This window comes from Acidovorax sp. Leaf78, assembly GCF_001422735.1.
GTDB lineage: Bacteria > Pseudomonadota > Gammaproteobacteria > Burkholderiales > Burkholderiaceae_C > Acidovorax.
The window spans coordinates 22,972-44,270 of sequence record NZ_LMLZ01000014.1 but is presented as its reverse complement, the minus strand read 5'-3'; the positions used below and the strand labels follow the sequence as shown (position 1 = coordinate 44,270).

The 21,299-nt window shown below is 66.5% G+C and carries 18 protein-coding genes; 3 read left to right on the top strand and 15 right to left on the bottom strand.

All coding sequences use genetic code 11. The features are described 5' to 3' along the window. Positions 1 to 264: 264 nt before the first annotated feature. The 7 genes from gshB to ASF16_RS11375 all read right to left on the bottom strand — a co-directional run bounded on the left by gshB (position 265) and on the right by ASF16_RS11375 (position 10,790). Entirely contained in the window at positions 265 to 1,224 is a 960-nt protein-coding gene (gshB, locus tag ASF16_RS11405; protein ID WP_056166825.1) for a glutathione synthase, read from the bottom strand. Between the two features lie 127 nt (positions 1,225 to 1,351). After that, the gene (locus ASF16_RS11400) at positions 1,352 to 2,539 is read right to left on the bottom strand and encodes a benzoate/H(+) symporter BenE family transporter (protein ID WP_056166822.1); all 1,188 of its coding nucleotides are present in this window, start codon (positions 2,537 to 2,539) and stop codon (positions 1,352 to 1,354) included. A gap of 139 nt (positions 2,540 to 2,678) precedes the next feature. Beyond that, a complete protein-coding gene (locus ASF16_RS11395; RefSeq protein WP_056166819.1) occupies positions 2,679 to 4,547 on the bottom strand; it encodes a potassium transporter Kup in 1,869 nt (622 codons plus the stop codon). A gap of 388 nt (positions 4,548 to 4,935) precedes the next feature. Beyond that, on the bottom strand, positions 4,936 to 6,231 hold the full coding sequence (gene gshA, locus ASF16_RS11390; RefSeq protein WP_056166816.1) for a glutamate--cysteine ligase: 1,296 nt from the start codon (positions 6,229 to 6,231) through the stop codon (positions 4,936 to 4,938). A gap of 88 nt (positions 6,232 to 6,319) precedes the next feature. Next, positions 6,320 to 7,786 carry a TrkH family potassium uptake protein gene (locus ASF16_RS11385; RefSeq protein WP_056166813.1) on the bottom strand — a complete coding sequence of 489 codons (1,467 nt, stop codon included), beginning with the start codon at positions 7,784 to 7,786 and terminating at the stop codon, positions 6,320 to 6,322. Positions 7,787 to 7,985: 199 nt separating this feature from the next. After that, positions 7,986 to 9,449, bottom strand: coding sequence for a Trk system potassium transporter TrkA (gene trkA, locus ASF16_RS11380; protein ID WP_056166810.1), 1,464 nt, complete (start codon positions 9,447 to 9,449; stop codon positions 7,986 to 7,988). A 60-nt stretch (positions 9,450 to 9,509) separates the two neighbouring features. Next, positions 9,510 to 10,790: a glutamate-5-semialdehyde dehydrogenase gene (locus ASF16_RS11375; protein WP_056166809.1), complete on the bottom strand. Its 1,281-nt coding sequence runs from the start codon at positions 10,788 to 10,790 to the stop codon at positions 9,510 to 9,512. Positions 10,791 to 10,884: 94 nt separating this feature from the next. On the opposite strand from ASF16_RS11375, the gene ASF16_RS11370 reads away from it, so the two are divergent. After that, positions 10,885 to 11,157 carry a hypothetical protein gene (locus ASF16_RS11370; RefSeq protein ID WP_056166806.1) on the top strand — a complete coding sequence of 91 codons (273 nt, stop codon included), beginning with the start codon at positions 10,885 to 10,887 and terminating at the stop codon, positions 11,155 to 11,157. 13 nt (positions 11,158 to 11,170) lie between these two features. Here ASF16_RS11370 and ASF16_RS11365 read toward each other — a convergent pair whose 3' ends face one another. Both ASF16_RS11365 and holA read right to left on the bottom strand, forming a co-directional pair. Then, a complete protein-coding gene (locus tag ASF16_RS11365) occupies positions 11,171 to 11,884 on the bottom strand; it encodes an ImmA/IrrE family metallo-endopeptidase (protein WP_156370427.1) in 714 nt (237 codons plus the stop codon). A 137-nt stretch (positions 11,885 to 12,021) separates the two neighbouring features. Continuing rightward, a complete protein-coding gene (gene holA / locus ASF16_RS11360; RefSeq protein WP_056166800.1) occupies positions 12,022 to 13,077 on the bottom strand; it encodes a DNA polymerase III subunit delta in 1,056 nt (351 codons plus the stop codon). A gap of 240 nt (positions 13,078 to 13,317) precedes the next feature. On the opposite strand from holA, the gene rocF reads away from it, so the two are divergent. Next, entirely contained in the window at positions 13,318 to 14,268 is a 951-nt protein-coding gene (rocF, locus tag ASF16_RS11355) for an arginase (RefSeq protein ID WP_056166796.1), read from the top strand. A gap of 262 nt (positions 14,269 to 14,530) precedes the next feature. Here the strand turns inward: rocF and lptE are convergent, their stop codons facing one another. From lptE to ASF16_RS11325, 6 genes are all read right to left on the bottom strand, one after another. Beyond that, positions 14,531 to 15,028 carry an LPS assembly lipoprotein LptE gene (gene lptE, locus ASF16_RS11350; RefSeq protein ID WP_056166793.1) on the bottom strand — a complete coding sequence of 166 codons (498 nt, stop codon included), beginning with the start codon at positions 15,026 to 15,028 and terminating at the stop codon, positions 14,531 to 14,533. Positions 15,029 to 15,134: 106 nt separating this feature from the next. Then, positions 15,135 to 17,846: a leucine--tRNA ligase gene (leuS, locus tag ASF16_RS11345; RefSeq protein WP_056166789.1), complete on the bottom strand. Its 2,712-nt coding sequence runs from the start codon at positions 17,844 to 17,846 to the stop codon at positions 15,135 to 15,137. Between the two features lie 129 nt (positions 17,847 to 17,975). Continuing rightward, positions 17,976 to 18,470: a biopolymer transporter ExbD gene (locus tag ASF16_RS11340; protein ID WP_056166786.1), complete on the bottom strand. Its 495-nt coding sequence runs from the start codon at positions 18,468 to 18,470 to the stop codon at positions 17,976 to 17,978. A 35-nt stretch (positions 18,471 to 18,505) separates the two neighbouring features. Continuing rightward, the gene (locus tag ASF16_RS11335) at positions 18,506 to 19,204 is read right to left on the bottom strand and encodes a MotA/TolQ/ExbB proton channel family protein (protein ID WP_056166783.1); all 699 of its coding nucleotides are present in this window, start codon (positions 19,202 to 19,204) and stop codon (positions 18,506 to 18,508) included. A gap of 3 nt (positions 19,205 to 19,207) precedes the next feature. Further along, positions 19,208 to 20,041: a 4-hydroxy-tetrahydrodipicolinate reductase gene (dapB, locus tag ASF16_RS11330; RefSeq protein ID WP_082516876.1), complete on the bottom strand. Its 834-nt coding sequence runs from the start codon at positions 20,039 to 20,041 to the stop codon at positions 19,208 to 19,210. Positions 20,042 to 20,116: 75 nt separating this feature from the next. Next, on the bottom strand, positions 20,117 to 20,677 hold the full coding sequence (locus ASF16_RS11325; RefSeq protein ID WP_056166779.1) for an outer membrane protein assembly factor BamE: 561 nt from the start codon (positions 20,675 to 20,677) through the stop codon (positions 20,117 to 20,119). 90 nt (positions 20,678 to 20,767) lie between these two features. Here ASF16_RS11325 and fur point away from each other — a divergent pair, with 90 nt between their 5' ends. Beyond that, complete coding sequence (gene fur, locus ASF16_RS11320; RefSeq protein WP_056166777.1) at positions 20,768 to 21,184, top strand: ferric iron uptake transcriptional regulator; 417 nt, start codon at positions 20,768 to 20,770, stop codon at positions 21,182 to 21,184. Positions 21,185 to 21,299: the final 115 nt, after the last annotated feature.

Below are 21,299 nucleotides of genomic sequence, written 5' to 3'. Positions count from 1 at the left end.
TTCCGAATTCTGCATCTCTCGACACATCCTCCGTTCAGCGAAGCCTTGAATTATATACCGGTTTTTATCCCGCTTGCAACTCAAAACCAAACTTTCTTCGCCACCCAACCAGAAGATCCGCAACAACAACGGCCAAAGCCCTCATCACCGCCAACCTCCTGAACTTCAACATCCCCTGCAATCTCTGCAGAACCGTCTCAGTAGCGAAGCCCTCGACTATAGCACCGTTTTGGGCGCTTCGCTACAGATAGTGGAGAAATTCGCCTACAAAGCAGCTGGTGCCTTCATGGCAGCTTCCAGTGCATCAATGAAGAGCGCAGCCACATCGCAGCCTGTCTGATCAAAGATCTCCTGGAAGCAGGTGGGGCTGGTGACATTGATCTCGGTGACGCAGTCGCCGATGACGTCCACGCCCGCCAGCAGCAGGCCGCGCGCTTGCAGGATGGGGCCCAGTGCCTCACCAATCTCCTGGTCGCGTGCCGACAGGGGGCGGGCCACGCCCTTGCCACCTGCAGCAAGATTGCCGCGCACTTCCGTACCTTGCGGGATGCGCGCCAGGCAATAAGGCACCGGCTTGCCGCCGATGACCAGCACGCGCTTGTCGCCCTCGACAATTTCCGGCAAGAACTTCTGCACCATCACGCTTTGCGTGCCGTTGCGGTTCAGCGTCTCTGTGATGCTGCCCAGGTTGAGGCCATCAGGCCCCACGCGGAAGATGCCCATGCCGCCCATGCCGTCCAGCGGCTTCAGGATGATGTCGCGATGCTCGGCATGAAAGCGCTGGATGTCCGCCGCGCTGCGCGTGACGAGCGTCGGCCCGATGAACTGGGGAAACTCCATGATCGCCAGCTTCTCGGGATGGTCGCGCAGTGCCCGGGGCTTGTTGAACACGCGTGCGCCTTCGCGCTCGGCCTGCTCCAGCAGGTGGGTGGCGTAGAAGTACTCGCTGTCAAAAGGCGGGTCCTTGCGCATCAGCACGGCATCGAACTCCACCAGCTCGGCGGTGCGCTCGGGCTGCGCCTCGTACCAGTCGGTGGCATCGCCCGTCAGGCGGATGTCGGTGACCTGGGCCATGACCTTGCCGCCGCGCTGCCAGGAGATGTGCTGGGGCTCGCACACCGCCAGCGTGTGGCCCCGGCGCTGGGCCTCGCGCATCATGGCGAAGGTGGTGTCCTTGTAGATCTTGAAGCTGTGCAGGGGATCGGCGATGAAGAGCAGGGTCATGGTGTCAGATGTCTAAGAGCGCTGGGAGCGGACGCCTGGGCAGGTCATCCACCTTATATATAGAGGCCGCACCGCCGTACCCAAGGGCGGGGCCGCCAGCCGCTGCAGGTGCAGCCGGGGGCCCGCGTCAGGCTCCTCGGGCCGGCGAACGCCTGTACTGTTGCACAAATAGCGCAAAGCTGCCCGCGACCACACCCCAAAAGGCCGACCCCACTCCGGCTATGACCACGCCGCTCAGGGTGACCAGGAAGGTGATCAACGCCGCCTCGCGGTGCTGCTCGTCCCGAACGGCCACTGCCAGGCCATTGCCGATGGTGCCGAGCAGGGCCAGGCCTGCGATGGCCACGACCAGTTCCTGGGGGAAGGCCGTCAGCAAGCCGGTGATCACCGCGCCGAACAGGCCGATGGCCACGTACAGTGCGCCGCACGACACGGCTGCGGTGTAGCGACGGCGGCGGTCTTCGTGCGCCTCGGGGCCCATGCACATGGCGGCGGTGATGGCGCTGAAGTTGAGGGCAAACGCGCCAAAGGGTGCGAGCACCAGGGTGGCCACGCCGGTCAGGGTGATCAACCGAGAGATGGGCAGGTCGTAGCCCGAAGCGCGTATCACCGCCACACCCGGCAGGTTTTGCGAGGCCATGGTCACCACGAACAGCGGAAGCGCCAGGCTGATGGCCGCAGGCAGACTGAACACTGGCGCAGTAAAAACCGGCAGGGCCAGCTCCAGGTGCACCGCAGACCAGGCCATCTGCCCCTGCAGCGCCACGAAGATCACCGCGATTGCGAGCGTGATCACCACCGCATAACGCGCAGCGAACTTGCGTGCAAACAGGTAGACGACCAGCATGGTCAGCACCAGCGGCAGCGCCGTCTGCGCCGCCGCAAAGGCCTGCAGGCCGAACCGCGCCAGCACACCCGCTAGCAGCGCCGCTGCGATCTCCATAGGAATGCGGTTCATGACCCGCTCGAACCAGCCCGTCATGCCGGCCAGCGCGACCAGCGTGGCACTGACCATGAAAGCACCCACCGCCTCGCCCATGCTGAAGCCGCCTGCGAGGCCGGCGGTGGCAAGTACCGCCGCACCGGGGGTGGACCAGGCAATCATCACGGGCTTGCGCAGCAGCAGCGAAGGCACCAGCGAACACAACCCCATGCCCAGCCCCAGCGCCCACATCCAGGACGTGATCTGCGCCGGTGTGGCACCAAAAGCCTGTGCCGCCTGGAACACGATGGCGACCGAACTGGTGAACCCCACCAGCACCGCGACGAAGCCCGCGGTAAACGACGACAGGCTCAGGTCTTTGAAAAATTGCATGGACTGGATTCTGGCACCCAGCCCTGCGCAGCACGAATGCTATGTTTTATATAGCTGGTAGCGCTTGTTGGACAGGCGGTAGAGGCCTAAAAGACTGAAAACTTGGCACACATCCGGCACATATCCGGTCGCGCCGCGATCAAATCTCGATCTTCGACCCCAGCTCGACCACCGCGTTGTTGGGCAGGTGCAGAAAGTCCGCCGCGCCGCTGGCGTTGTGGTGCATCTGGGCGAACAGCTTCTCGCGCCAGGGCGCCATGCCGCTGCCGATGGTGGGGATGACGGTGTCGCGCGACAGGAAGTAGCTGGTCGTCATGGGCTCCAGCTCGCAGCCGCGGCCGCGCAGCAGCTCGAGGGCCCGCGGCAGATCGGGGTCGTTCTTGAAGCCGTAGTGGATCACCACCTGCCAGCAGTCATGTCCCAGCGACTCGACCTGCAAGCGCTTGTCCAAACCGATCCAGGGGGTTTCGTGGTTGTGCACCGTGACGAACAGGTTCTGCTGGTGCAGCACCTTGTTGTGCTTGAGGTTGTGCAAGAGCGCATTGGGCACCGCACCCGCCTCCGCCGTCAGGAACACCGCCGTGCCCTCCACCCGCGTGGGCGGGCTGATGAACACCGACTCCAGAAAATCCTTGAGATCGATGGCATCGGCGCGCAGCTTGTCGTTGAGCAGGCGGCGCCCTTCCTTCCAGGTCATCATGAAGGCGAACACGATGCCGCCGATCATGAGCGGGAACCAGCCGCCCTGGAAGAGCTTGAGCAGGTTGGATGCGAAGAACGCCAGGTCCACCACGAAGAAGCAGCCCGTGGCGGCGATGCACAGCGCCAGCGGGTAGCCCCAGCCGTAGCGAATCACGAAGAAGGTCAGGATGGTGGTGATCAACATGTCCAGCGTCACGGCAATGCCGTAGGCGGCGGCCAGGTTGCTCGACGAGCGGAACATCACCACGGCCAGCACGATGGCCACGAACAGCCCCCAGTTGACCAGCGGCATGTAGATCTGGCCCGTGTCGCGCACGCTGGTGTGCTGGATGTTCAGGCGCGGCAGGTAGCCGAGCTGGATGGCCTGCTTGGTCACGCTGAAGGCGCCGGTGATGAGCGCCTGCGACGCGATCACCGTGGCCATGGTGGCCATGATGACCAGCGGGATCAGCGCCCAGTCGGGCGCCATCATGTAGAACGGGTTCTTGACGGCCTCGGGCTCCGCCAGCAGCAGCGCGCCCTGGCCGAAGTAGTTGAGCGTGAGCGCCGGCATCGCCACGCCGAACCACGCCAGGCGGATGGGCCGTTTGCCGAAGTGCCCCAGGTCGGCGTACAGCGCCTCGGCACCGGTCACGCACAGCACCACCGCGCCCAGGATGATGAAGCTGGTGCCCGGGTTGGCCCACATGAAGCCCAGGGCATGGTGCGGGCTCAGCGCCCACAGGATCTCAGGGTGCCCCACGATGTGCGAGACGCCCAGTGCCGCAATGCTGATGAACCAGATCAGCGTGATGGGCCCGAAGAACTTGCCGATGCCGCCCGTGCCGCGCTTTTGCACGACGAACAGGCAGAACAGCACGATCAGCGTGAGGGGGATCACATACTGCTTGAAGTGGGGCGAGACGACCTCCAGCCCCTCCACCGCCGACAGCACCGAGATGGCGGGCGTGATGACCCCGTCGCCATAGAACAGGGATGTGCCGAAGATGCCCACGCCCAGCAGCACTGAGCGCAGCCGGGGCTTGTCCTTGACGGCCTGCGAGGCCAGGGCCAGCATGGCGATGAGCCCGCCTTCACCGTGGTTGTCGGCCCGCAGCACCAGCACCACGTACTTGAGCGACACGATGACCGTGAGCGTCCAGAAGAAGATGGAGAGGACACCGTAGATGTTGTCCTGGGTGAACGGCACATGGCCGGACCCGAACACCTCCTTCATGGCGTACAGCACGCTGGTGCCGATATCGCCGTACACAACACCGATGGCGCCCAGCGTGAGCGCTGCGAGCGATGATTTGGAGCTTTGCACTGACCTACCCCACGCAGAGTCTGGCGGGGTTCCGTTACTTTTGGGAACGCTATTGTGCGCCTGTGCCCCCGGCCGCGTCTGGAGGGCTTGCACTATGTTGCAGCGCAGCAACTCGGCGGTGATTCACGGCTTGGCAGCGCACCGCAGACATGGCATGGCCGCCACGGCAGCGCCACGCAAGGCTTCGACAGGCTCAGCCCGACCGGTGTGAACGGTGTGGAGTTATTGCGTGCAAATCCGTCGCAGCGATCCATTGCGTTGCGCGCGCCACCCAGGTGCATAAACTGGCGCGGCCAAGGCCAGTGCACCCGTGGAACTGGCTTTGCCAGGCCACGGGGTGCGTCCCCCGTGGGGGAAGGCGCGCAGCGCCTCAGGGGGTCCATTCACCTCAGTCGTAGATCTCGGCGTCGGGGTTGGTGGCTTCCAGTTCGTAGCTGGCGGCCAGCATGGCCAGGCGCGCCACCACGCCGTACATGTAAAAGCGGTTGGGCGCGCTCACCCCGGGACGCACGCCGGGCTGGGGCATGTGCGTGCTGTGCTCGAAGGCCAGCGGCACGAAGCTCGCGCCCGGGGCGTTCAGGTTCTCGTCCACGCCGCGCTCGGCATGCATACGGTAGAAGCCACCCACCACATAGCGGTCCATCATGTAGACCACGGGTTCGGCCACGGCTTCATGCACACGCTCCTGCGTCAGCACGCCTTCCTGGATGATGAGGTCGTTGACCGGCTGGCCATCCTTGATGACGGCCATCTTGTTCTTGGTCTTGCGGTTGACCGCGTCCAGCTCCTTGGCATCGCGCACGGTCATGATGCCCATGCCGTAGGTGCCGTTGTTGGCCTTGACGATGACGAACGGCTTTTCGTTGATGCCGTATTCCTTGTACTTGCGGCGCACCTTGGTCAGCAGCGCGTCCACCGTGGTCTGCAGCTTGTCCATGCCTTTGTCTTCGGCAAAGTCCACGCCGTCGCACTGGCTGTACATGGGGTTCACGAGCCAGGGGTCGATGCCCAGCATCTTGCCGAAGCGCTTGGCCACCTCTTCGTAGTTCTTGAAGTGGGTGCTCTTCCTGCGCACGCTCCAGCCCGCGTGCAGCGGGGGGAGCAGGTACTGCTCGTGGATGTCTTCCAGGATGCCCGGGGGCCCGGCCGACAGGTCGTTGTTCAGCAAGATGGTGCAGGGGTCGAAGTTCTTGAGCCCCAGCCGGCCCTTGGTGCGCACCACGGGCTCCAGCGTCACGGTGTCGCCGTTGGGCAGCTCGATCAGCGTGGGCTTCTTGATCTCGGGGCTGATGGAGCCCACGCGCACGTTCAGGCCGGCCATGTTGAAGATGCGCTGCAGCTGCACCACGTTGGCCAGGTAGAAGGTGTTGCGCGTGTGGTTTTCCGGAATGATCAGGAGGTTGCGCGCCTCGGGGCAGATCTTCTCGATGGCGGCCATGGCGGCCTGCACGGCCAGGGGCAGCATCTCCTTGGTCAGGTTGTTCCAGCCGCCGGGGTACAGGTTGGTGTCCACGGGCGCGAGCTTGAAGCCCGCATTGCGGATGTCCACCGAGGTGTAGAACGGGGGCGTGTGCTCCATCCACTCCAGCCTGAACCAGCGTTCGATGGCGGGCATCGAGTCCAGGATGCGCTGTTCAAGTTCGTTGATCGGCCCGGTGAGGGCCGTGATGAGATGCGGAACCATAGGTGCCCTTGGGGAAGCAAATTGCGACGAATTGTAGGGATTTGGGGCCGCCTTCCCTTTTCGCAAGGCGGCGCGGCAGCCCGCGGAGTCAACGGCGCCAGAAAGCAGGCGTGAGCAGCGCCATGAAGCTCAGGATCTCCAGCCGCCCCAGCAGCATGCCCAGGGTACACACCCAGATCTGAAAGTCGGTCAGCACCGCGTAGTTGGACGCCGGCCCCACCATGCCCAGCCCCGGCCCCGCGCAGTTCACGCTGGCCAGCACCACCGAGAACGCGGTCACCGGGTCCAGGTCGGTCAGCAGCATCACCATCGACAGGCCGAACACGGTGCCGCCGTACACCAGCATGAAGGCCAGCACCGAGAAGATCACCCGGTTGTCCACCACGCCGCTGCCCAGCCGCACCGGCTGCACCGCGCGCGGGTGCACCAGGCGGTTCATCTCGCGCCGCGCCTGCTTGACGAGGATGAGCATGCGAACCATCTTGATGCCCCCGCCCGTGGACCCCGCACTGGTGGCCACGCCCGACAGCAGCAGCATGAACACCGGCGCGAACACCGGCCAGGCCAGGTAGTCCACCGTGGCGAACCCGGTCGTCGTGGCCATGGACACCAGGTTGAACATGCCGTGGCGCAGGGCCACGAGCGGCTCGTACACCCCCTTGGCCCACAGCAGCAGCGACACCAGCAGACCGCCGCCGACCAGGGTCAGCAGCGTGGCGCGCAGCTCCGGGTCTCCCCAGAAGCCGCTCCACTGCCCCTTGCGGATGGCCACGAAGTACAGCGCGAAGTTGCAGCTGGCCACCAGCATGAAGACGATGCAGATAGCCTCCAGCAGCGGCGACTGAAAATACCCGAAGCTCGCGTCGTGCGACGAGAGCCCGCCCAGGCTCACCGTGGCGAACATGTGCATCAGCGCATCGAGCGGGCCCATGCCCCCCAGCCAGAACGCCAACCCGCAGGCCACCGAGAACATCGCATACACGCCCCACAGCCCCTTGGCCGTGCCGGTCATGCGTGGCGTGAGCTTAGTGTCCTTCAGCGGCCCCGCAGCCTCGGCCTTGAAGAGCTGGCTGCCGCCCACGCCCAGCAGCGGCAGCACGGCCACGGCCAGGATCAGAATGCCCATGCCGCCCATCCACTGCAAAAAGGTGCGCCACACGTTGACCGACACCGGCAGCGTATCGAGCCCCGCCAGCACCGTGGAGCCCGTGGTGGTCAACCCCGACACGGCCTCGAAGTACGCATAGGTGAACGACATCGGCCGCCCGATGTGGTGCCCCGCCAGCATCAGCGGTACCGCGGCCGACAGCGGCAGCAGCAGCCAGACCAGCGACACCAGCATCACGCCGTGGCGCGGCTGCAGCTCCTGGCGGAACAGGCGCAGCCGCCACCACAGCCAGGCACCCGCGGCCAGCGTGGCGGCCATGGCCATCGGGTACACGTGCCAGACCCCGTCGCGCGTCCACAGCGACACCGCCAGCGGCACGCCCATCGACAGCGAGAAGATCATGATCAGGATGCCCAGCACGCGCAGGACGGGAAACATGTCCGTCATGGCCAGCACCCTGGGTTCATGGCCGCCAACATCGCATGCAGCTGCCAATACTGGCGCAGCCCAGGCGAGGGCCGCCGCGCAAGGGCCGACGCGCTGCACAGGCGGCGCTTCGCCTCCGTGCGCTGGCGGCGTCCCCCTGCCCGCAGTGCGCAGCGCTGCGAGAGCGGGGGGAAGGCGCGAAGCGACTCAGGGGGGTGCATCAAAAGAACGTCGCGCTCACGCGGAACAGCTTTTCCACGTCGCGCACCAGCCGCTTGTGCGGCAGGAAGAACACCACGTGGTCGTTGCTCTCGATCACGGTGGAGCTGCGCGGGATGATGACCTCGGGCTCGCGCAGGTCCTGCACGGCACCCTGCGACACGTCGTAGGCGTCGGGCAGGCCGCGCACGATCAGCCCCATGTGCACGTCGCGCGGCAGCTGCAGCTCGCTCACCTTGCGACCCACCACGCGCGAGCTCTTGCGGTCGCCGCGCACCACGATCTCCAGCGCCTCGGCCACGCCCCGGCGCAGGCTGTGCACCGCCTGCACATCGCCCTGGCGCACATAGGCCAGCAGCTCGCCCAGCATGGCCTGCGCGGGCGACAGCGCGATGTCGATCTGCGTGCCGTGCATCAGGTCGGCATAGCTGCGCCGGTTGATGAGCGCCAGCACCCGGCTGGCGCCCATGCGCTTGGCCAGCAGGCAGGACATGATGTTGTCCTCGTCGTCGTCGGTGAGCGCGAGGAACAGGTCCACCTCTTCGATGCCCTCATCGCCCAGCAGGTCCTCGTCGGTGGTGTCGCCCTGCAGCACCAGCACGTTGGTGGGCAGGGACGACGCCAGCTCCACGCAGCGGTCCGCGTGGTCCTCGATGATCTTGATGTTGAAGCGCCCCGGCGCCTGCGCCAGCTGCCGCGCCAGGCGCAGCCCCACCCGGCCGCCACCGGCGATCATGATGCGGCGCACGGGCTTGGAGGGCTGGCCCTGCGGGCGGTGCAGCGCGCCCAGCACATCGGCAATGCGCTCCTGCGCGGCCAGCACGAAGACCTCGTCGCCGGGCTCGATGCGCGTGCGGCCGTCGCAGGCGATGAAGCGGTCGGGCTCGTCGGGAAAGCGCCGGTAGATGGCCACCATGCGCATGGCCAGCTCGGGCGCGTTGTCGCGCAGGTCGCCAATGGTGTGGCCCACCATGGGCGCCCCCACCCGCGCCCGCACCGACACCAGGCAGGCCCGGCCCCCGGCAAATTCACGCACCTGCATCGCCTCGGGGTAGTCGATGAGCTTGGCGATGTAGCGGGTGAGCGATTCCTCGGGGCAGATGATGCGGTCCACCGCAAAGCCCTCGGGGCCCACCAGGCGCTCCTCGCCTTCGAAGCCGGTGGACCGCACGCGCGCGATGCGCTTGGGGATGTTGAACATCAGCTGCGCGATCTTGCAGCACACCAGATTGGTCTCGTCCTGCGCAGCGCAGGCGATCAGCAGGTCGGTGTCGTGCGCGCCGGCCTCGGCCAGCACATTGGGCTCGATGCCGCTGCCCACCACACCGCGCAGGTCGTAGCGCGACTCCAGGTCGCGCAGGCGCTCGGCATTGGTGTCGATGACGGTGATGTCGTTGCGCTCGGACACCAGGCTGTCGGCCACGCTCTGGCCTACGCGGCCCGCTCCGAGGATGATGATTTTCATATGTTTTTGGCTGCTACCGCTTGATCAGCAAGCGCCAGCAGCTATCAAAACAAGAGCAAATCAAGCGCGGACTTCGCCATCGCCCAGCACTACGTACTTGAGCGAGGTCAGCCCCTCCAGCCCCACCGGGCCGCGGGCGTGGAATTTGTCGGTGCTGATGCCGATCTCGGCGCCCAGCCCGTACTCGAAGCCGTCGGCAAAGCGGGTGCTGGCGTTCACCATCACGCTGGCCGAATCCACCTCGCGCAAGAACCGCTGGGCGTGAACGTGGTTGGTGGTGAGGATGGCGTCGGTGTGGTGGCTCGAATAGTGGTTGATGTGCGCGATCGCCTCATCCACGCCCGCCACGATCTTCACGCTGATGATGGGTGCGAGGTACTCCTCGCTCCAGTCCTGCTCCGTGGCCTGGGCCAGTTGGGCGCCGGCCACCTTCTTCAAGATGGCCAGCGACTCGGGGCAGCCGCGCATCTCCACGCCCTTGGCGGCATACACCGCGCCGATCTTCGGCAGGAAGTCGGCCGCCACACCGCGCGCCACCAGCAGGCCTTCGCTCGCGTTGCAGGGGCTGTACTTGTTCGTCTTGGCGTTGTCGGCCACCTTCACCGCCATGGCGATGTCGCAGGGGTCGTCCACATAGGTGTGGCAGTTGCCGTCCAGGTGCTTGATGACGGGCACCTTGGCGTCGCGGCTGATGCGCTCGATCAAGCCCTTGCCGCCACGCGGGATGATCACGTCCACGAACTGCGGCATGGCGATGAGCTGGCCCACGGCCTCGCGGTCGGTGGTCTGCACCAGCTGCACCGCGTCCTGCGGCAGGCCGGCCTCGGCCAGCGCCTGCTGCACCAGCTTGGCCAGGGCCTTGTTGGAATCGATGGCTTCGGAGCCGCCGCGCAGGATGCAGGCGTTGCCGCTCTTGATGGACAGCGACGCGGCCTCGATGGTCACGTTGGGCCGGCTCTCGTAGATCATGCCGAACACGCCGATCGGCACGCGCATCTGGCCCACGCGGATGCCGCTGGGCTGCTGTTTCATGCCCAGGATCTCGCCAATGATGTCGGGCATGGCCGCCAGCTGCTCGCAGCCTTCGGCGCAGGTCTCCAGCACCTTGGGGCTGAGTTTGAGGCGGTCCACCATCGGCTCGGCCAGCCCGGCGGTGCGGGCACGGTCCAGGTCCCGCGCGTTGTCGACCTGGAGCGCATCTACGTTCTCGCGCAGCAGGCGGGCCAGCGCCTTGAGCGCTTTGTTTTTGATAGCTGCCGGAGCTTTGGCCATCTGCGCAGAGGCCGTTTTGGCCTGCAGGCCGAGGGTGTGCGTGTATTCAGCGACGTTGAGGGCGTTCATCCGGCGATTTTGCCGCAGATACCCTCTGTGCGGCCCATTGAGCGCCTGTTACCCTTGCCACCCCGCCGCCATACCCACGCATCCAGAGCCGCCCATGACCCGCGCCCACCTGCTCCAACCTGTCCATGACGCCCTCGAAGCCTTCAGCCACGGCACGCTGTCGGCGTCCGGCCTGAGCACCACCGCCCGCGCCCAGACCGACCTGCTGGCCGCCTTGCCCCCGCGCTACGCCGAGGTGCTGCACGGCCTGCTGGACCGGCTGGAATCCAGCGCGCTGTTCTCGGAAGAAAGCTGCTCGTTCAGCCAGAAAGACCTGGTGGACAGCCTGCGGATGTGGGTGGAGAAGGCGCGGGCAGCCATCGCCTGAGCGCGGCAACGCGCTAGGGCAAACAGAACCACTCCTGCTGAAGCCCGTCTGCCAGCAGCGATCGTTCGTCGATGATGGGCGCAAAAGGCAGCGCGCCCAACGCTGCCAGCCTGTCATGCAGTTCCTGCGCAAACCGGTGCGCATAGTCCTCTTTGGTGGCTCGGGTTTTTCCCTCCCAATCGGACACGCAAGACCGGTCGTGATCCACGTGATGGCCTATCTCATGGAACAAAGTGCGATACAGCACCGTGTTGCGCAACGAGGTGGGCGTCACCCGAATCTGAATGCCCTTGCGGATACGGTGAATGCCGTGCCCATCTCGGCGCAAGCGCTCGAGCTCACGCGCCCTTTCCGGGTCGACCGATTCGCTCCAATCAATGGGCGTCAGGTCTTGCGCCTCGATAACAATGGCCCGCCCCTGGTACCGATCCATATCGAACACAAAAATGGCACGGCCCCACACAGGGCACAAAATTCGCTGCTTGCGCGTTGGCTGCCGCAACACGATGAAATCAAAGGCGTCGAGCACATCGGCAGGGCAATGCGCCAGGACCGCGCAAATATCATCGACTGTGCACGGATAAAACCAATCGGGCCGCGTCGGCTCTACAAAAAATCGAACTTCGCGCGCCCCGACCGGCCTTGTGACGACGGTGTACGAACTCAGTCTTTCCCAATAGCACTTGGAGTCATTCCAGGACTCCGGGATGGAGAACTCATTGTCCACCCCATGCCCATGCGCCTTGGTACCTGCATTTCTGTTTCGTCGAGCGGGGCTCCAACCTGGGCGCATAGGGCCTCCCACAAAGTTTGCAATCCTGATCCGCCAGTTCTAGCCAATCAACCCGGATTCGCGGCAATCGCTCACCGCGCCGCCTGCGTCAGCCGGCACACCTGAAACGCCAGCCGCTGCAGCGCCTGCCAGCCGTTCTGCGGCCAGTCGGGCACCTTCAGGCCCTTGACGATGCCGTCCACCGTGTGGGCCGACTGCAGCAAGCGCGCCAGGGCGGCGTCGCTGGCCTTGGGCAGGATGCGCTCATACAGCTTTTCCTTGGCTCCCCAGATGCGGTTCTCGCGCAGCGCCATGGGCAGGGGGCGGCCGGCGTTCATGGCGTCCTTCACGCGCTTGAGGGCGCGGATGTCTTCGGCCAGCGCCCAGTGCACCAGCACTTCCGCCTCGCCTTCGGCCTGCAGGCCGTCGAGCATGCGCTGCACGCGCGCGGTCTGGCCCGACAGCACCGACTCGGACAGCTTGAACACGTCGTAGCGCGCCACGTTGAGCACCGCCGCCTCGACCTGGGCCTGCGTCAATTCTCCCGCCGGGTGCAGCAGCGCCAGCTTGCTGATCTCCTGGTGGGCGGCCAGCAGGTTGCCCTCCACGCGGTCGGCAAAGAACTGCAGCGTGCGCTGGCCCTCCTCGCCCGCCACCACGCGCTGGCCCTGGGTGGCCAGGCGCTGGGCGATCCACTGCGGGAGCATGCCGCGCTCGATGGTGTCGATCTGGATCGACATGCCGTTGGCCTCCAGCGCCGCAAACCAGGCGCCGCTGCGGGTGGCCTTGTCCAGGCGCGGCAGCATGACGAGCGTGAGCGTGCTGTCGTTGCCCCGCGCCGATTCGGCCACCTGCTGCAGCGCCACGCTGCCGTCCTTGCCGGGCTTGCCCGAGGGGATGCGGATCTCCACGATCTGTTTGTCGGCGAACAGGCTCAAACTGCCACCCGCCGCCAGCACGGCGCTCCAGTCGAAGTGGGCGCCCGCCACCGTGTAGCTGCTGCGCTCGGTGTACCCCTGGGTGCGCGCCAGGGCGCGGATGCTGTCGGCCGCCTCCTGCTGCAGCAGGGGTTCGTCGCCGTGCAGCACGTACAGCGGCGACAGGCCCTTTTGGAGGTGGGTGGAGAGTTGGGCCAGGGCGAGTTGCATGCGGCAAAGTTTATCGCCTCGGCCCCATGCAACGGACTGCGGACGGGCTACGAACGCCTTCCCAAGGCGCGGGCATTGCGCAGATCGCCAGTGCCAGCCCGCAGATTGCACAGCGCACGCGCCCGATGGAGCAGCTGTCTGACTGTTCATTGGCGCGCGCTGCGCAGACAATCCCGCCACCACGGCGCACCCCGACCCCGGATGCGCCGCCCCCTTCAGCTCCCACAAAGGCTTTTTTCCATGACCCCTTCGCCCCATCCCACGGCGCCCGCCATCAGGCTCATCGGCGCCCCCACCGACGTCGGCGCCGGCGCGCGCGGCGCCTCCATGGGGCCTGAAGCCCTGCGGGTGGCCGGCCTGCAGCCCGCGCTGGAGAGCCATGGCCTGACCGTGGTCGACCGGGGCAACCTCAACGGCCCCGCCAACCCCTGGCAGCCGCCTGACGCGGGCTACCGGCACCTGGCCGAGGTGGTGGCGTGGAACCAGCATGTGTTCGATGCGGTGTATGCCGAGTTGCAGCTGGGCCACCTGCCCATCCTGATGGGCGGCGACCACTGCCTGGGCCTGGGCAGCATCAGCGCGGTGGCGCGCCACTGCCTCGAGGTGGGCAAGACCCTGCGCGTGCTGTGGCTCGACGCGCATGCCGACTTCAACACCAGCGCGCTGACCCCCAGCGGCAACGTGCACGGCATGCCCGTGGCCTGCCTGTGCGGCTTTGGCCCCGCAGAGCTGACGCAGCTGGCCGGCATGCCGGGCGGGCGCCCGGCCCTCACGCCCGGCCAGATCCGCCAGATCGGCATACGCAGCGTGGATGCGGGCGAAAAACGCTTCGTGCACGAGCAGGGCCTGGAGGTTTTTGACATGCGCTACATCGACGAGATGGGCATGCGCGCCACCATGCAGCAGGCGCTGGCGGGTGTGGACGACAACACCCATTTGCACGTGAGCTTCGACGTGGACTTTCTGGACCCAGAGATCGCGCCCGGCGTGGGCACGCTGGTGCCCGGCGGCCCCACCTACCGCGAGGCGCAGCTGTGCATGGAGATGATCGCCGACAGCGGGCGCCTGGCCTCGCTGGACATCGTGGAGGTCAACCCCGCGCTCGACGTGCGCAACCGCACGGCGGTGTTGGCGGTGGACCTGGTGGAGTCGTTGTTCGGAAAAAGCACGCTCATGAGGCGATCCCCCTGAGGCGCTGCGCGCCTCGGTGCTGGCCGCCAGAGGCGGCAGCTCTTCGGGCCGTCCAAGCCTGCGCAGGCAGGCTTGGAGCCGCGGCCCTCAGCCCCTTCTCTCGAATCGCTGCGCGATTCGGGAAGGGGGACGCAGCCAGCGCGGCGGGGCGGCCCTTGCGCGGCTGCTCTAGCTTTGGGGCGCGCCAGTATTGACCTGCAGCGGGCGAAAGACAGAAATCCACCCGGCAGCGCCCAGCGGGACGCGACCGTTCAAAAATCGATCAAAGCCTGACCACAGCCAAGCGCCGCAGCAGCTGCTGCACGATGTCCGTGCGCATGTTGCGGTACAGCAGCGCTTCTTCCGCTTCCTTGGCCAGGGCGATGGTTTCGTTGTAGCTGATGTCGCGCTGCTGCAGCAGCTCGGTTTCGGGGATCAGCTCCACGCCGGCGGGGGTGCGCAGGCGGAACTTCACGCGCAGGCGCAGTTGCAACTCGCGCACCTGGCCGGACGCGTTCAGGCCCACCACCACGCGCTCCTGTTGCTCTTGCACCAGGTCCATGATGGCCTGGGCGGTGGTCAGGCCGGTGGCCTCGCGCACCACCTGCAGCTTGCCGCCCGAGCCGGCCAGCGTGCGCTGCAGTTCGCGGGCCAGGGGCGAGGCCGCGGGCGCGGCGATGTAGAGCGTCTCGAAGCCGAACTCCGGCACGCCCCGCAGGCGAAAGCCGCATCCGACCAGCAAGGCGGCGGGGGCGAAGGTCAGCAGCGTACGTCTTTGCATATCAGTCATTCATTGCGGTCGCGCGACCAGAAGCGATCCACCCGGTGCGGCCCGGGCCTGCAGATGCGATGCGCACCAGGGAGTGGTCGCTTCATGGTCCAGTCAGTCAAATCACCACGTTCACGAGGCGGCCGGGCACGATGATCACGCGCTTGGGGGCCGCGCCTGCCGCTTGTGCGGTGAAGGCTTCGCTGGCCAGGGCCACGCGCTCGATCTCGGCCTTGTCGGCCTGGGCCGGCACGCGGATGGAGCCCCGCAGCTTGCCGTTGACCTGCAGCATGAGCTCGATCTCGTCCTGCACCAGCGCGCCCGCATCGACCTGCGGCCAGGCCGCGTCGAGCAGGTCGCCCAGGTGGTTGGCGTAGCCCAGGCTGCTCCACAGGGTGTGCGCGATGTGCGGCGTGGCGGGGTACAGCACGCGCAACAGAATGCCGAAGCCTTCGATCAGCGCGACCTGGGCACCGGCGGAGTCGGCGGCCTTGAAGTCCTCCAGCGCGTTGATCATCTTCATCGCGCCCGAGACCACGGTGTTGTACTGCATGCGCTGGTAGTCGTAATCCACCTGCTTGAGCACGTTGTGGATCTCCAGGCGCAGGGCCTTGGCCTCCTTGCCGAATTCGACGTCATTCAGGCTGCTAGCGCTTGCCACGCTTGCGGTAGCAGCTCCCATATCCATAGCAGACAGCTTGACACCGAAGTTCCACACGCGGCGCAGGAAGCGGTAGCTGCCTTCCACCGCGGCGTCGTTCCACTCCAGCGTGGCCTCGGGCGGGGCGGTGAACATGGTGTACAGGCGGGCCGTGTCGGCGCCGTACTTGGCGATCAAATCCTGCGGGTCGACACCGTTGCGCTCGGTCTTGCCCATCTTGCCGACGCCGCCGTATTCCAGCTGCAGGCCTTGCGGGTACTGGCCTTCGGCCTCGGTCAGCCGGCCACCCACGATGCGGCCTTGCGCATCGAGCACCTGCGTGACGGCTTCGGGCGGGAAGTAGTTCTTGCCGCCCTTTTCATCGCGCCAGTAGTAGATGTGGTTGAGCACCATGCCCTGCGTGAGCAGGTGCGCAAAGGGCTCGTCCACTGTCACCAGGCCCAGGTCGCGCATGACCTTGGTCCAGAAGCGCGCGTACAGCAGGTGCAGGATGGCGTGCTCGATGCCGCCGATGTACTGGTCCATGCCGGCACCGCCGGTGGCGGACTTCTGGTCGCGCATCCAGTAGGCCGTGCCTTCGCCCACCATGGCACCGCTGTTCTTCGGGTCGCAGTACCGCATGAAGTACCACGAGCTGTCCACGAAGGTGTCCATGGTGTCGGTCTCGCGGCGCGCGGCCTTGCCGCACACGGGGCAGGTCACGCCGGCGTGGAAGCCTTCGTGCTTGTGCAGCGGGTTGCCGGAGCCGTCGGGGATGCAGTCCTGCGGCAGCACCACGGGCAGATCCTTCTCGGGCACCGGCACGGCGCCGTGTTCCTCGCAGTGGATGATCGGGATCGGCGTGCCCCAGTAGCGCTGGCGGCTCACGCCCCAGTCGCGCAGGCGCCAGGTGGTCTTCTTCTCGCCCAGGCCCTTTTGCTCCAGGGCATGGGCGACGGCGTTCACGGCGTCCTTAAAGGACAGGCCGCTGAAGCTGTCGGAGTTGATGGTCACGCCGTTCTGCTTGTCGCCGTACCAGTCTTGCCACTGGTGGTAGTTGAAGCTCTCGCCGTCGACCAGCACGACCTGCTTGATCTCGATGTCGTACTTGAGCGCAAAGGCGAAATCGCGCTCGTCGTGCGCGGGCACGCCCATCACGGCGCCGTCGCCGTAGCTCATCAGCACGTAGTTGCCGACCCAGACCTCGACCTGCTCTTCGGTCAGAGGGTGCGTGACGAACAGGCCGGTGCGCAGGCCCTTTTTCTCCTGCGTGGCGAGCTCGGCTTCGGTGGTGCCGCCGTTCTTGCATTCTTCGATGAAGGCCGCGAGCGCGGGGTTGCTCTTGGCGGCGTGCGCGGCGAGCGGGTGCTCGGGCGCCACGGCGCAGAAGGTCACGCCCATGATGGTGTCGGCGCGCGTGGTGAACACGTACATCTTGCCGTCGCCGATCAGCGCGCCGTCGTCGCCGCGAACGTCGTGCGTGAACGCAAAGCGCACGCCTTCGCTCTTGCCGATCCAGTTCTCCTGCATGAGCTTCACGCGGTCGGGCCAGCCGGCCAGCTTGTCGCCGGTCACGAAGTCGAGCAGTTCGTCAGCGTAGTCGGTGATCTTGAGGTAATAGCCCGGGATCTCGCGCTTTTCGACCGTGGCGCCGGTGCGCCAGCCCTTGCCGTCGATCACCTGCTCATTGGCCAGCACGGTCTGGTCCACCGGGTCCCAGTTCACGACCTGGGTCTTGCGGTAGGCGATGCCCTTGTCCAGCATCTTCAAAAACAGCCACTGGTTCCACTGGTAGTACTCGGGGTCGCAGGTGGCGATCTCGCGGCTCCAGTCGATGGCCAGGCCCATGGCCTGCATCTGCTGCTTCATGTACGCGATGTTCTCGTACGTCCACTTGGCGGGCGGCACGCCGTTCTTGAGCGCCGCGTTCTCGGCCGGCAGACCGAAGGCGTCCCAGCCCATGGGCATGAGCACGTTGTGGCCGTTCATGCGCAAGTAGCGCGCCAGCATGTCGTTGATGGTGTAGTTGCGCACATGGCCCATGTGCAGCTTGCCGCTGGGGTAGGGCAGCATCGAGCAGGCGTAGAACTTCTTCTTGCTCGCATCTTCCGTCACGCGGTAGGCGTCGGTGGCGGTCCAGTGGTCGTGCGCGGCGCGTTCGACGTCTTGGGGAGAATATTTGTCTTGCATGGGGGCTCGGGGTGAGAGGGGGGTGCAGCCGCGTGCGGTGCTGCGCTGGGCGGATTTTAGGCGGTCATGCGCCTGTCATTGCAGCACGCCATGGCCAACCCGGGCGAGGACGCCGTGCCGGGCGCGATTTCAGGGCGTGCGGGGCGGCTGCGCGGCGGCCGCTGGCGTGGCGGTTGGCCCGGCGGATGGCGCGCTAGATGGCCCGGCAGGTGGCGCCGGTTCGGCCACGAAACCGATGCGCTGCAGGCCCGCCAGGTGGGCCGCGCCCATGACCTCGACCACGCGGCCATAGGGCACGGCAGCGTCGGCGCGCAGCTGCACTTCGGTGTCGGGCTGCTCGGCGCCGATGCGGCGCAGGCGCTCGGCCAGCGCGGGCTGGCTCAGGGGCTGGTCGTCCAGATAGGCCTGGCCCTTGGCATCCACCACCAGCGTGATGGCCTGGGGCGCGGAGCCCGGCGTGGCGCCTTCGCTGCGCGGCAGGTCGAGCCGGATGGAGCTGGCCAGCAGAGGCGCGGTCAGGATGAAGATGACCACCAGCACCAGCATCACGTCGACCAGCGGCGTCATGTTGATGTCGCTCATGGGCTGCGGGCCCGTGGTGCGTTCCAGCCGTCCGAAAGCCATGGCGGGGTGTCCTGGTGAAGGTTCAGGGGTGTGGCTCAGGCCGTGCCTGCGGCGGGCGGCAAAGCCCCCCGCACCACCGCCTGGTCGATCAGCAATTCGCGCAGATCGCGTGCGAAGCCTTCCAGATCGGCCTCGATGCGCCCGATCAGCCGGCCGAACACGTTGTAGGCCAGCACGGCGGGGATGGCCACGGCCAGGCCTGCGGCGGTCATGATCAGCGCCTCGCCCACCGGGCCGGCCACGCGGTCGATGGTGATCTGCCCGGCCCCGGCCATGGCGGTGAGCGCATGGTAGATGCCCCACACGGTGCCCAGCAGGCCGACGAAGGGCGCGGTGGAGCCCACGGTGGCCAGCATCACCTGCCCGAACTGCAGGCGCCCCAGCACGCCGTGCAGGGCGTCGCGCAGCACGCGGGTGAGCTGCGTGGCGAGGCTGCCCTGCGTGGCAAGGCTACCCTGTGCGGCCGTGGCAGCGCTTGCTATGGAATTTGCAGCAACCACAAGAGGCAGGACCAGCGCTTCACGGTCAAAAGCCTGCAAACGTTGCGATGCCAGGTCGAGCGATGGCGCCTGCCAGAAGGCGGCGGTGCTGCGCGCCACGTCGGCGCTGGCGCGGCGCATGAGCCGCAGCTTCCAGACGATGACGACCCAGCTCGCGACCGACATGGCCAGCAGCAGCAAGGCGGTGACCTGCGTCACCGCATCGCCCTGGCGCCACCAGTGCAGCGCGTCCATGGATCAGTGCAGATCGAGCACGTCGAACATGTCGAACATGCCCGTCTTGCGCTCTGCCAGGAAGCGCACGGCGCGCAGGCTGCCCTGGGCATAGCCGGCGCGGTTGGAGGACTTGTGCGAGATCTCGATGCGCTCGCCGATGCCCGCGAACAGCACCGTGTGGTCGCCCACGATGTCACCACCGCGGATGGCCGCAAAGCCGATGCTCGACGGGTCGCGCTCGCCGGTCACGCCTTCGCGGGCGTAGACGGCGCAGTCCTTGAGGTCGCGGCCCAGGGCGTCGGCGATGACTTCGCCCATCTTGAGCGCGGTGCCCGAGGGCGCGTCCACCTTGTGGCGGTGGTGGGCCTCGATGATCTCGATGTCGTAGCCGGTGGCCATGGCCTTGGCGGCCATCTGCAGCAGCTTGAGCGTGACGTTGACGCCCACGCTCATGTTGGGCGCCATCACGATGGCGGTGTTCTGCGCGTGGGCCGCGATCTCGGCTTTTTGCTCGTCCGAAAAGCCCGTGGTGCCGATGACGGCCTTCACGCCCAGGCGGCTGCACACGGCCAGGTGGGCCAGCGTGCCTTCGGGGCGGGTGAAGTCGATCAGCACATCGGCGTTTTTGAGGCCCGTGGCGATGTCGGCCGTGATGGCCACGCCGCTGGCGTGGCCGAGGAACGCCGTGGCGTCCGAGCCGATGCCGGGGCTGGCCGGCACTTCGAGGGCGCCCGCCAGCACCAGGTCGTCGGTGGCGCGGATGGCTTCGATGAGCATGCGGCCCATGCGGCCGGAGGCGCCAGCCACGGCCACGCGGCACGGAGCGGTGGCAGCGGGGGTTGATGTCCCTGTCATGAAAATCCTAATCGTTGGTGCAGCGCGGGCTGTGCGCGCTGCCGGTGCCGGTCTAGAACGTGGTCACGTTCGATCTCAGCGCGCAGGCGCTTCGAGCGGCGGGTAACTGACGGAGGCGGGCTCCAGAGGGGCCGCCGTGGGTGGCGTGGTGGGCCGCGCCGAGGCCGGGAAGCGCGCCAGCTGCTCGGGCGTGGCCTCGAGCACGGGCACCTTGCTCTTGGACCCTTTGGAGCCCAGAGTGGCCACGAATTCGGTCTCGGTGGGCATGGTGTCGCCTTCGGAGCGGTCCAGCACATCACCCTTGAAGAACACGGTCAGCTTGCGGGTCTGCACTTCTTCGCCAGGACGTTTGAGCGTGAACACGTACTCCCAGCGGTCTGCGTGGAACAGGCTGGTGAGCAGCGGCGTGCCCAGGATCTCGCGCACCTGCTGGCGGCTCATGCCGGGCTGCAGGGCTTCGACCTGCTCGCGCGAGACGAAATTGCCCTGGACGACGTCGATCTTGTAGGGGGTGACGATGTTGGCGATGCGGGTGCCGGCGCCGTTGAAGCTACCGCATCCGGCCAGGGTGGCCACGCCAGCACCGATCAAAAGGACCAGGCCCAGGCGGGCGCTGCAAGTGGCTTTGACGGGCATGGATAAAAGGGCTGAGGATATGATCGCCCCATTGTAGCGGCAGGCCCCCCGAACTCCGGGGCCCAGGCCGGTATCCCGAAAGACCATGCCATGACCAACATCGACGAACTCAAAAGCACGGGACTCAAGGCCACGCTGCCCCGCCTGAAGATTCTGGAGATTTTCCAGAAGGGCGCGCAGCGCCACATGACCGCCGAAGACGTGTTCCGCGTGCTGCTGGAAGAGCGCTCGGACATCGGCCTAGCCACGGTCTACCGCGTGCTCACCCAGTTCGAACAGGCCAGCATCCTGATCCGCAGCAATTTTGAGAGCGGCAAGGCGGTGTACGAGCTCAACGAAGGCCAGCACCACGACCACTTCGTGTGCACGTCGTGCGGCAAGGTCGAAGAGTTCTACGACCCCGAGATCGAAAAGCGCCAGCAGGCCGTGGCCAAGGCCAAGGGCTGGGTCGTGCACGACCACACCATGGCCTTGTACGGCCAGTGCGCGGCCTGCGCTAGCAAATAACTCCCCCCTGAGCCGCCTTCGGCGCCTTCCCCTCCAGGGGACGCACCCGGTGGCCCGGCGGAGCCGGTTCCACGGGTGCACTGGCGTTGGGGGAGCGCCAGTATTTACGGCCTCG

Excerpts from the sequence above, each read along its gene's own strand:
- gshB (WP_056166825.1), bottom strand. The coding sequence starts at position 1,224 with ATGACCCTGCTCTTCATCGCCGATCCCCTGCACAGCTTCAAGATCTAC.
- ASF16_RS11400 (WP_056166822.1), bottom strand. The coding sequence starts at position 2,539 with ATGCAATTTTTCAAAGACCTGAGCCTGTCGTCGTTTACCGCGGGCTTC.
- gshA (WP_056166816.1), bottom strand. The coding sequence starts at position 6,231 with ATGGTTCCGCATCTCATCACGGCCCTCACCGGGCCGATCAACGAACTT.
- ASF16_RS11385 (WP_056166813.1), bottom strand. The coding sequence starts at position 7,786 with ATGACGGACATGTTTCCCGTCCTGCGCGTGCTGGGCATCCTGATCATG.
- trkA (WP_056166810.1), bottom strand. The coding sequence starts at position 9,449 with ATGAAAATCATCATCCTCGGAGCGGGCCGCGTAGGCCAGAGCGTGGCC.
- ASF16_RS11375 (WP_056166809.1), bottom strand. The coding sequence starts at position 10,790 with ATGAACGCCCTCAACGTCGCTGAATACACGCACACCCTCGGCCTGCAG.
- ASF16_RS11370 (WP_056166806.1), top strand. The coding sequence starts at position 10,885 with ATGACCCGCGCCCACCTGCTCCAACCTGTCCATGACGCCCTCGAAGCC.
- holA (WP_056166800.1), bottom strand. The coding sequence starts at position 13,077 with ATGCAACTCGCCCTGGCCCAACTCTCCACCCACCTCCAAAAGGGCCTG.
- rocF (WP_056166796.1), top strand. The coding sequence starts at position 13,318 with ATGACCCCTTCGCCCCATCCCACGGCGCCCGCCATCAGGCTCATCGGC.
- lptE (WP_056166793.1), bottom strand. The coding sequence starts at position 15,028 with ATGCAAAGACGTACGCTGCTGACCTTCGCCCCCGCCGCCTTGCTGGTC.
- leuS (WP_056166789.1), bottom strand. The coding sequence starts at position 17,846 with ATGCAAGACAAATATTCTCCCCAAGACGTCGAACGCGCCGCGCACGAC.
- ASF16_RS11340 (WP_056166786.1), bottom strand. The coding sequence starts at position 18,470 with ATGGCTTTCGGACGGCTGGAACGCACCACGGGCCCGCAGCCCATGAGC.
- ASF16_RS11335 (WP_056166783.1), bottom strand. The coding sequence starts at position 19,204 with ATGGACGCGCTGCACTGGTGGCGCCAGGGCGATGCGGTGACGCAGGTC.
- dapB (WP_082516876.1), bottom strand. The coding sequence starts at position 20,041 with ATGACAGGGACATCAACCCCCGCTGCCACCGCTCCGTGCCGCGTGGCC.
- ASF16_RS11325 (WP_056166779.1), bottom strand. The coding sequence starts at position 20,677 with ATGCCCGTCAAAGCCACTTGCAGCGCCCGCCTGGGCCTGGTCCTTTTG.
- fur (WP_056166777.1), top strand. The coding sequence starts at position 20,768 with ATGACCAACATCGACGAACTCAAAAGCACGGGACTCAAGGCCACGCTG.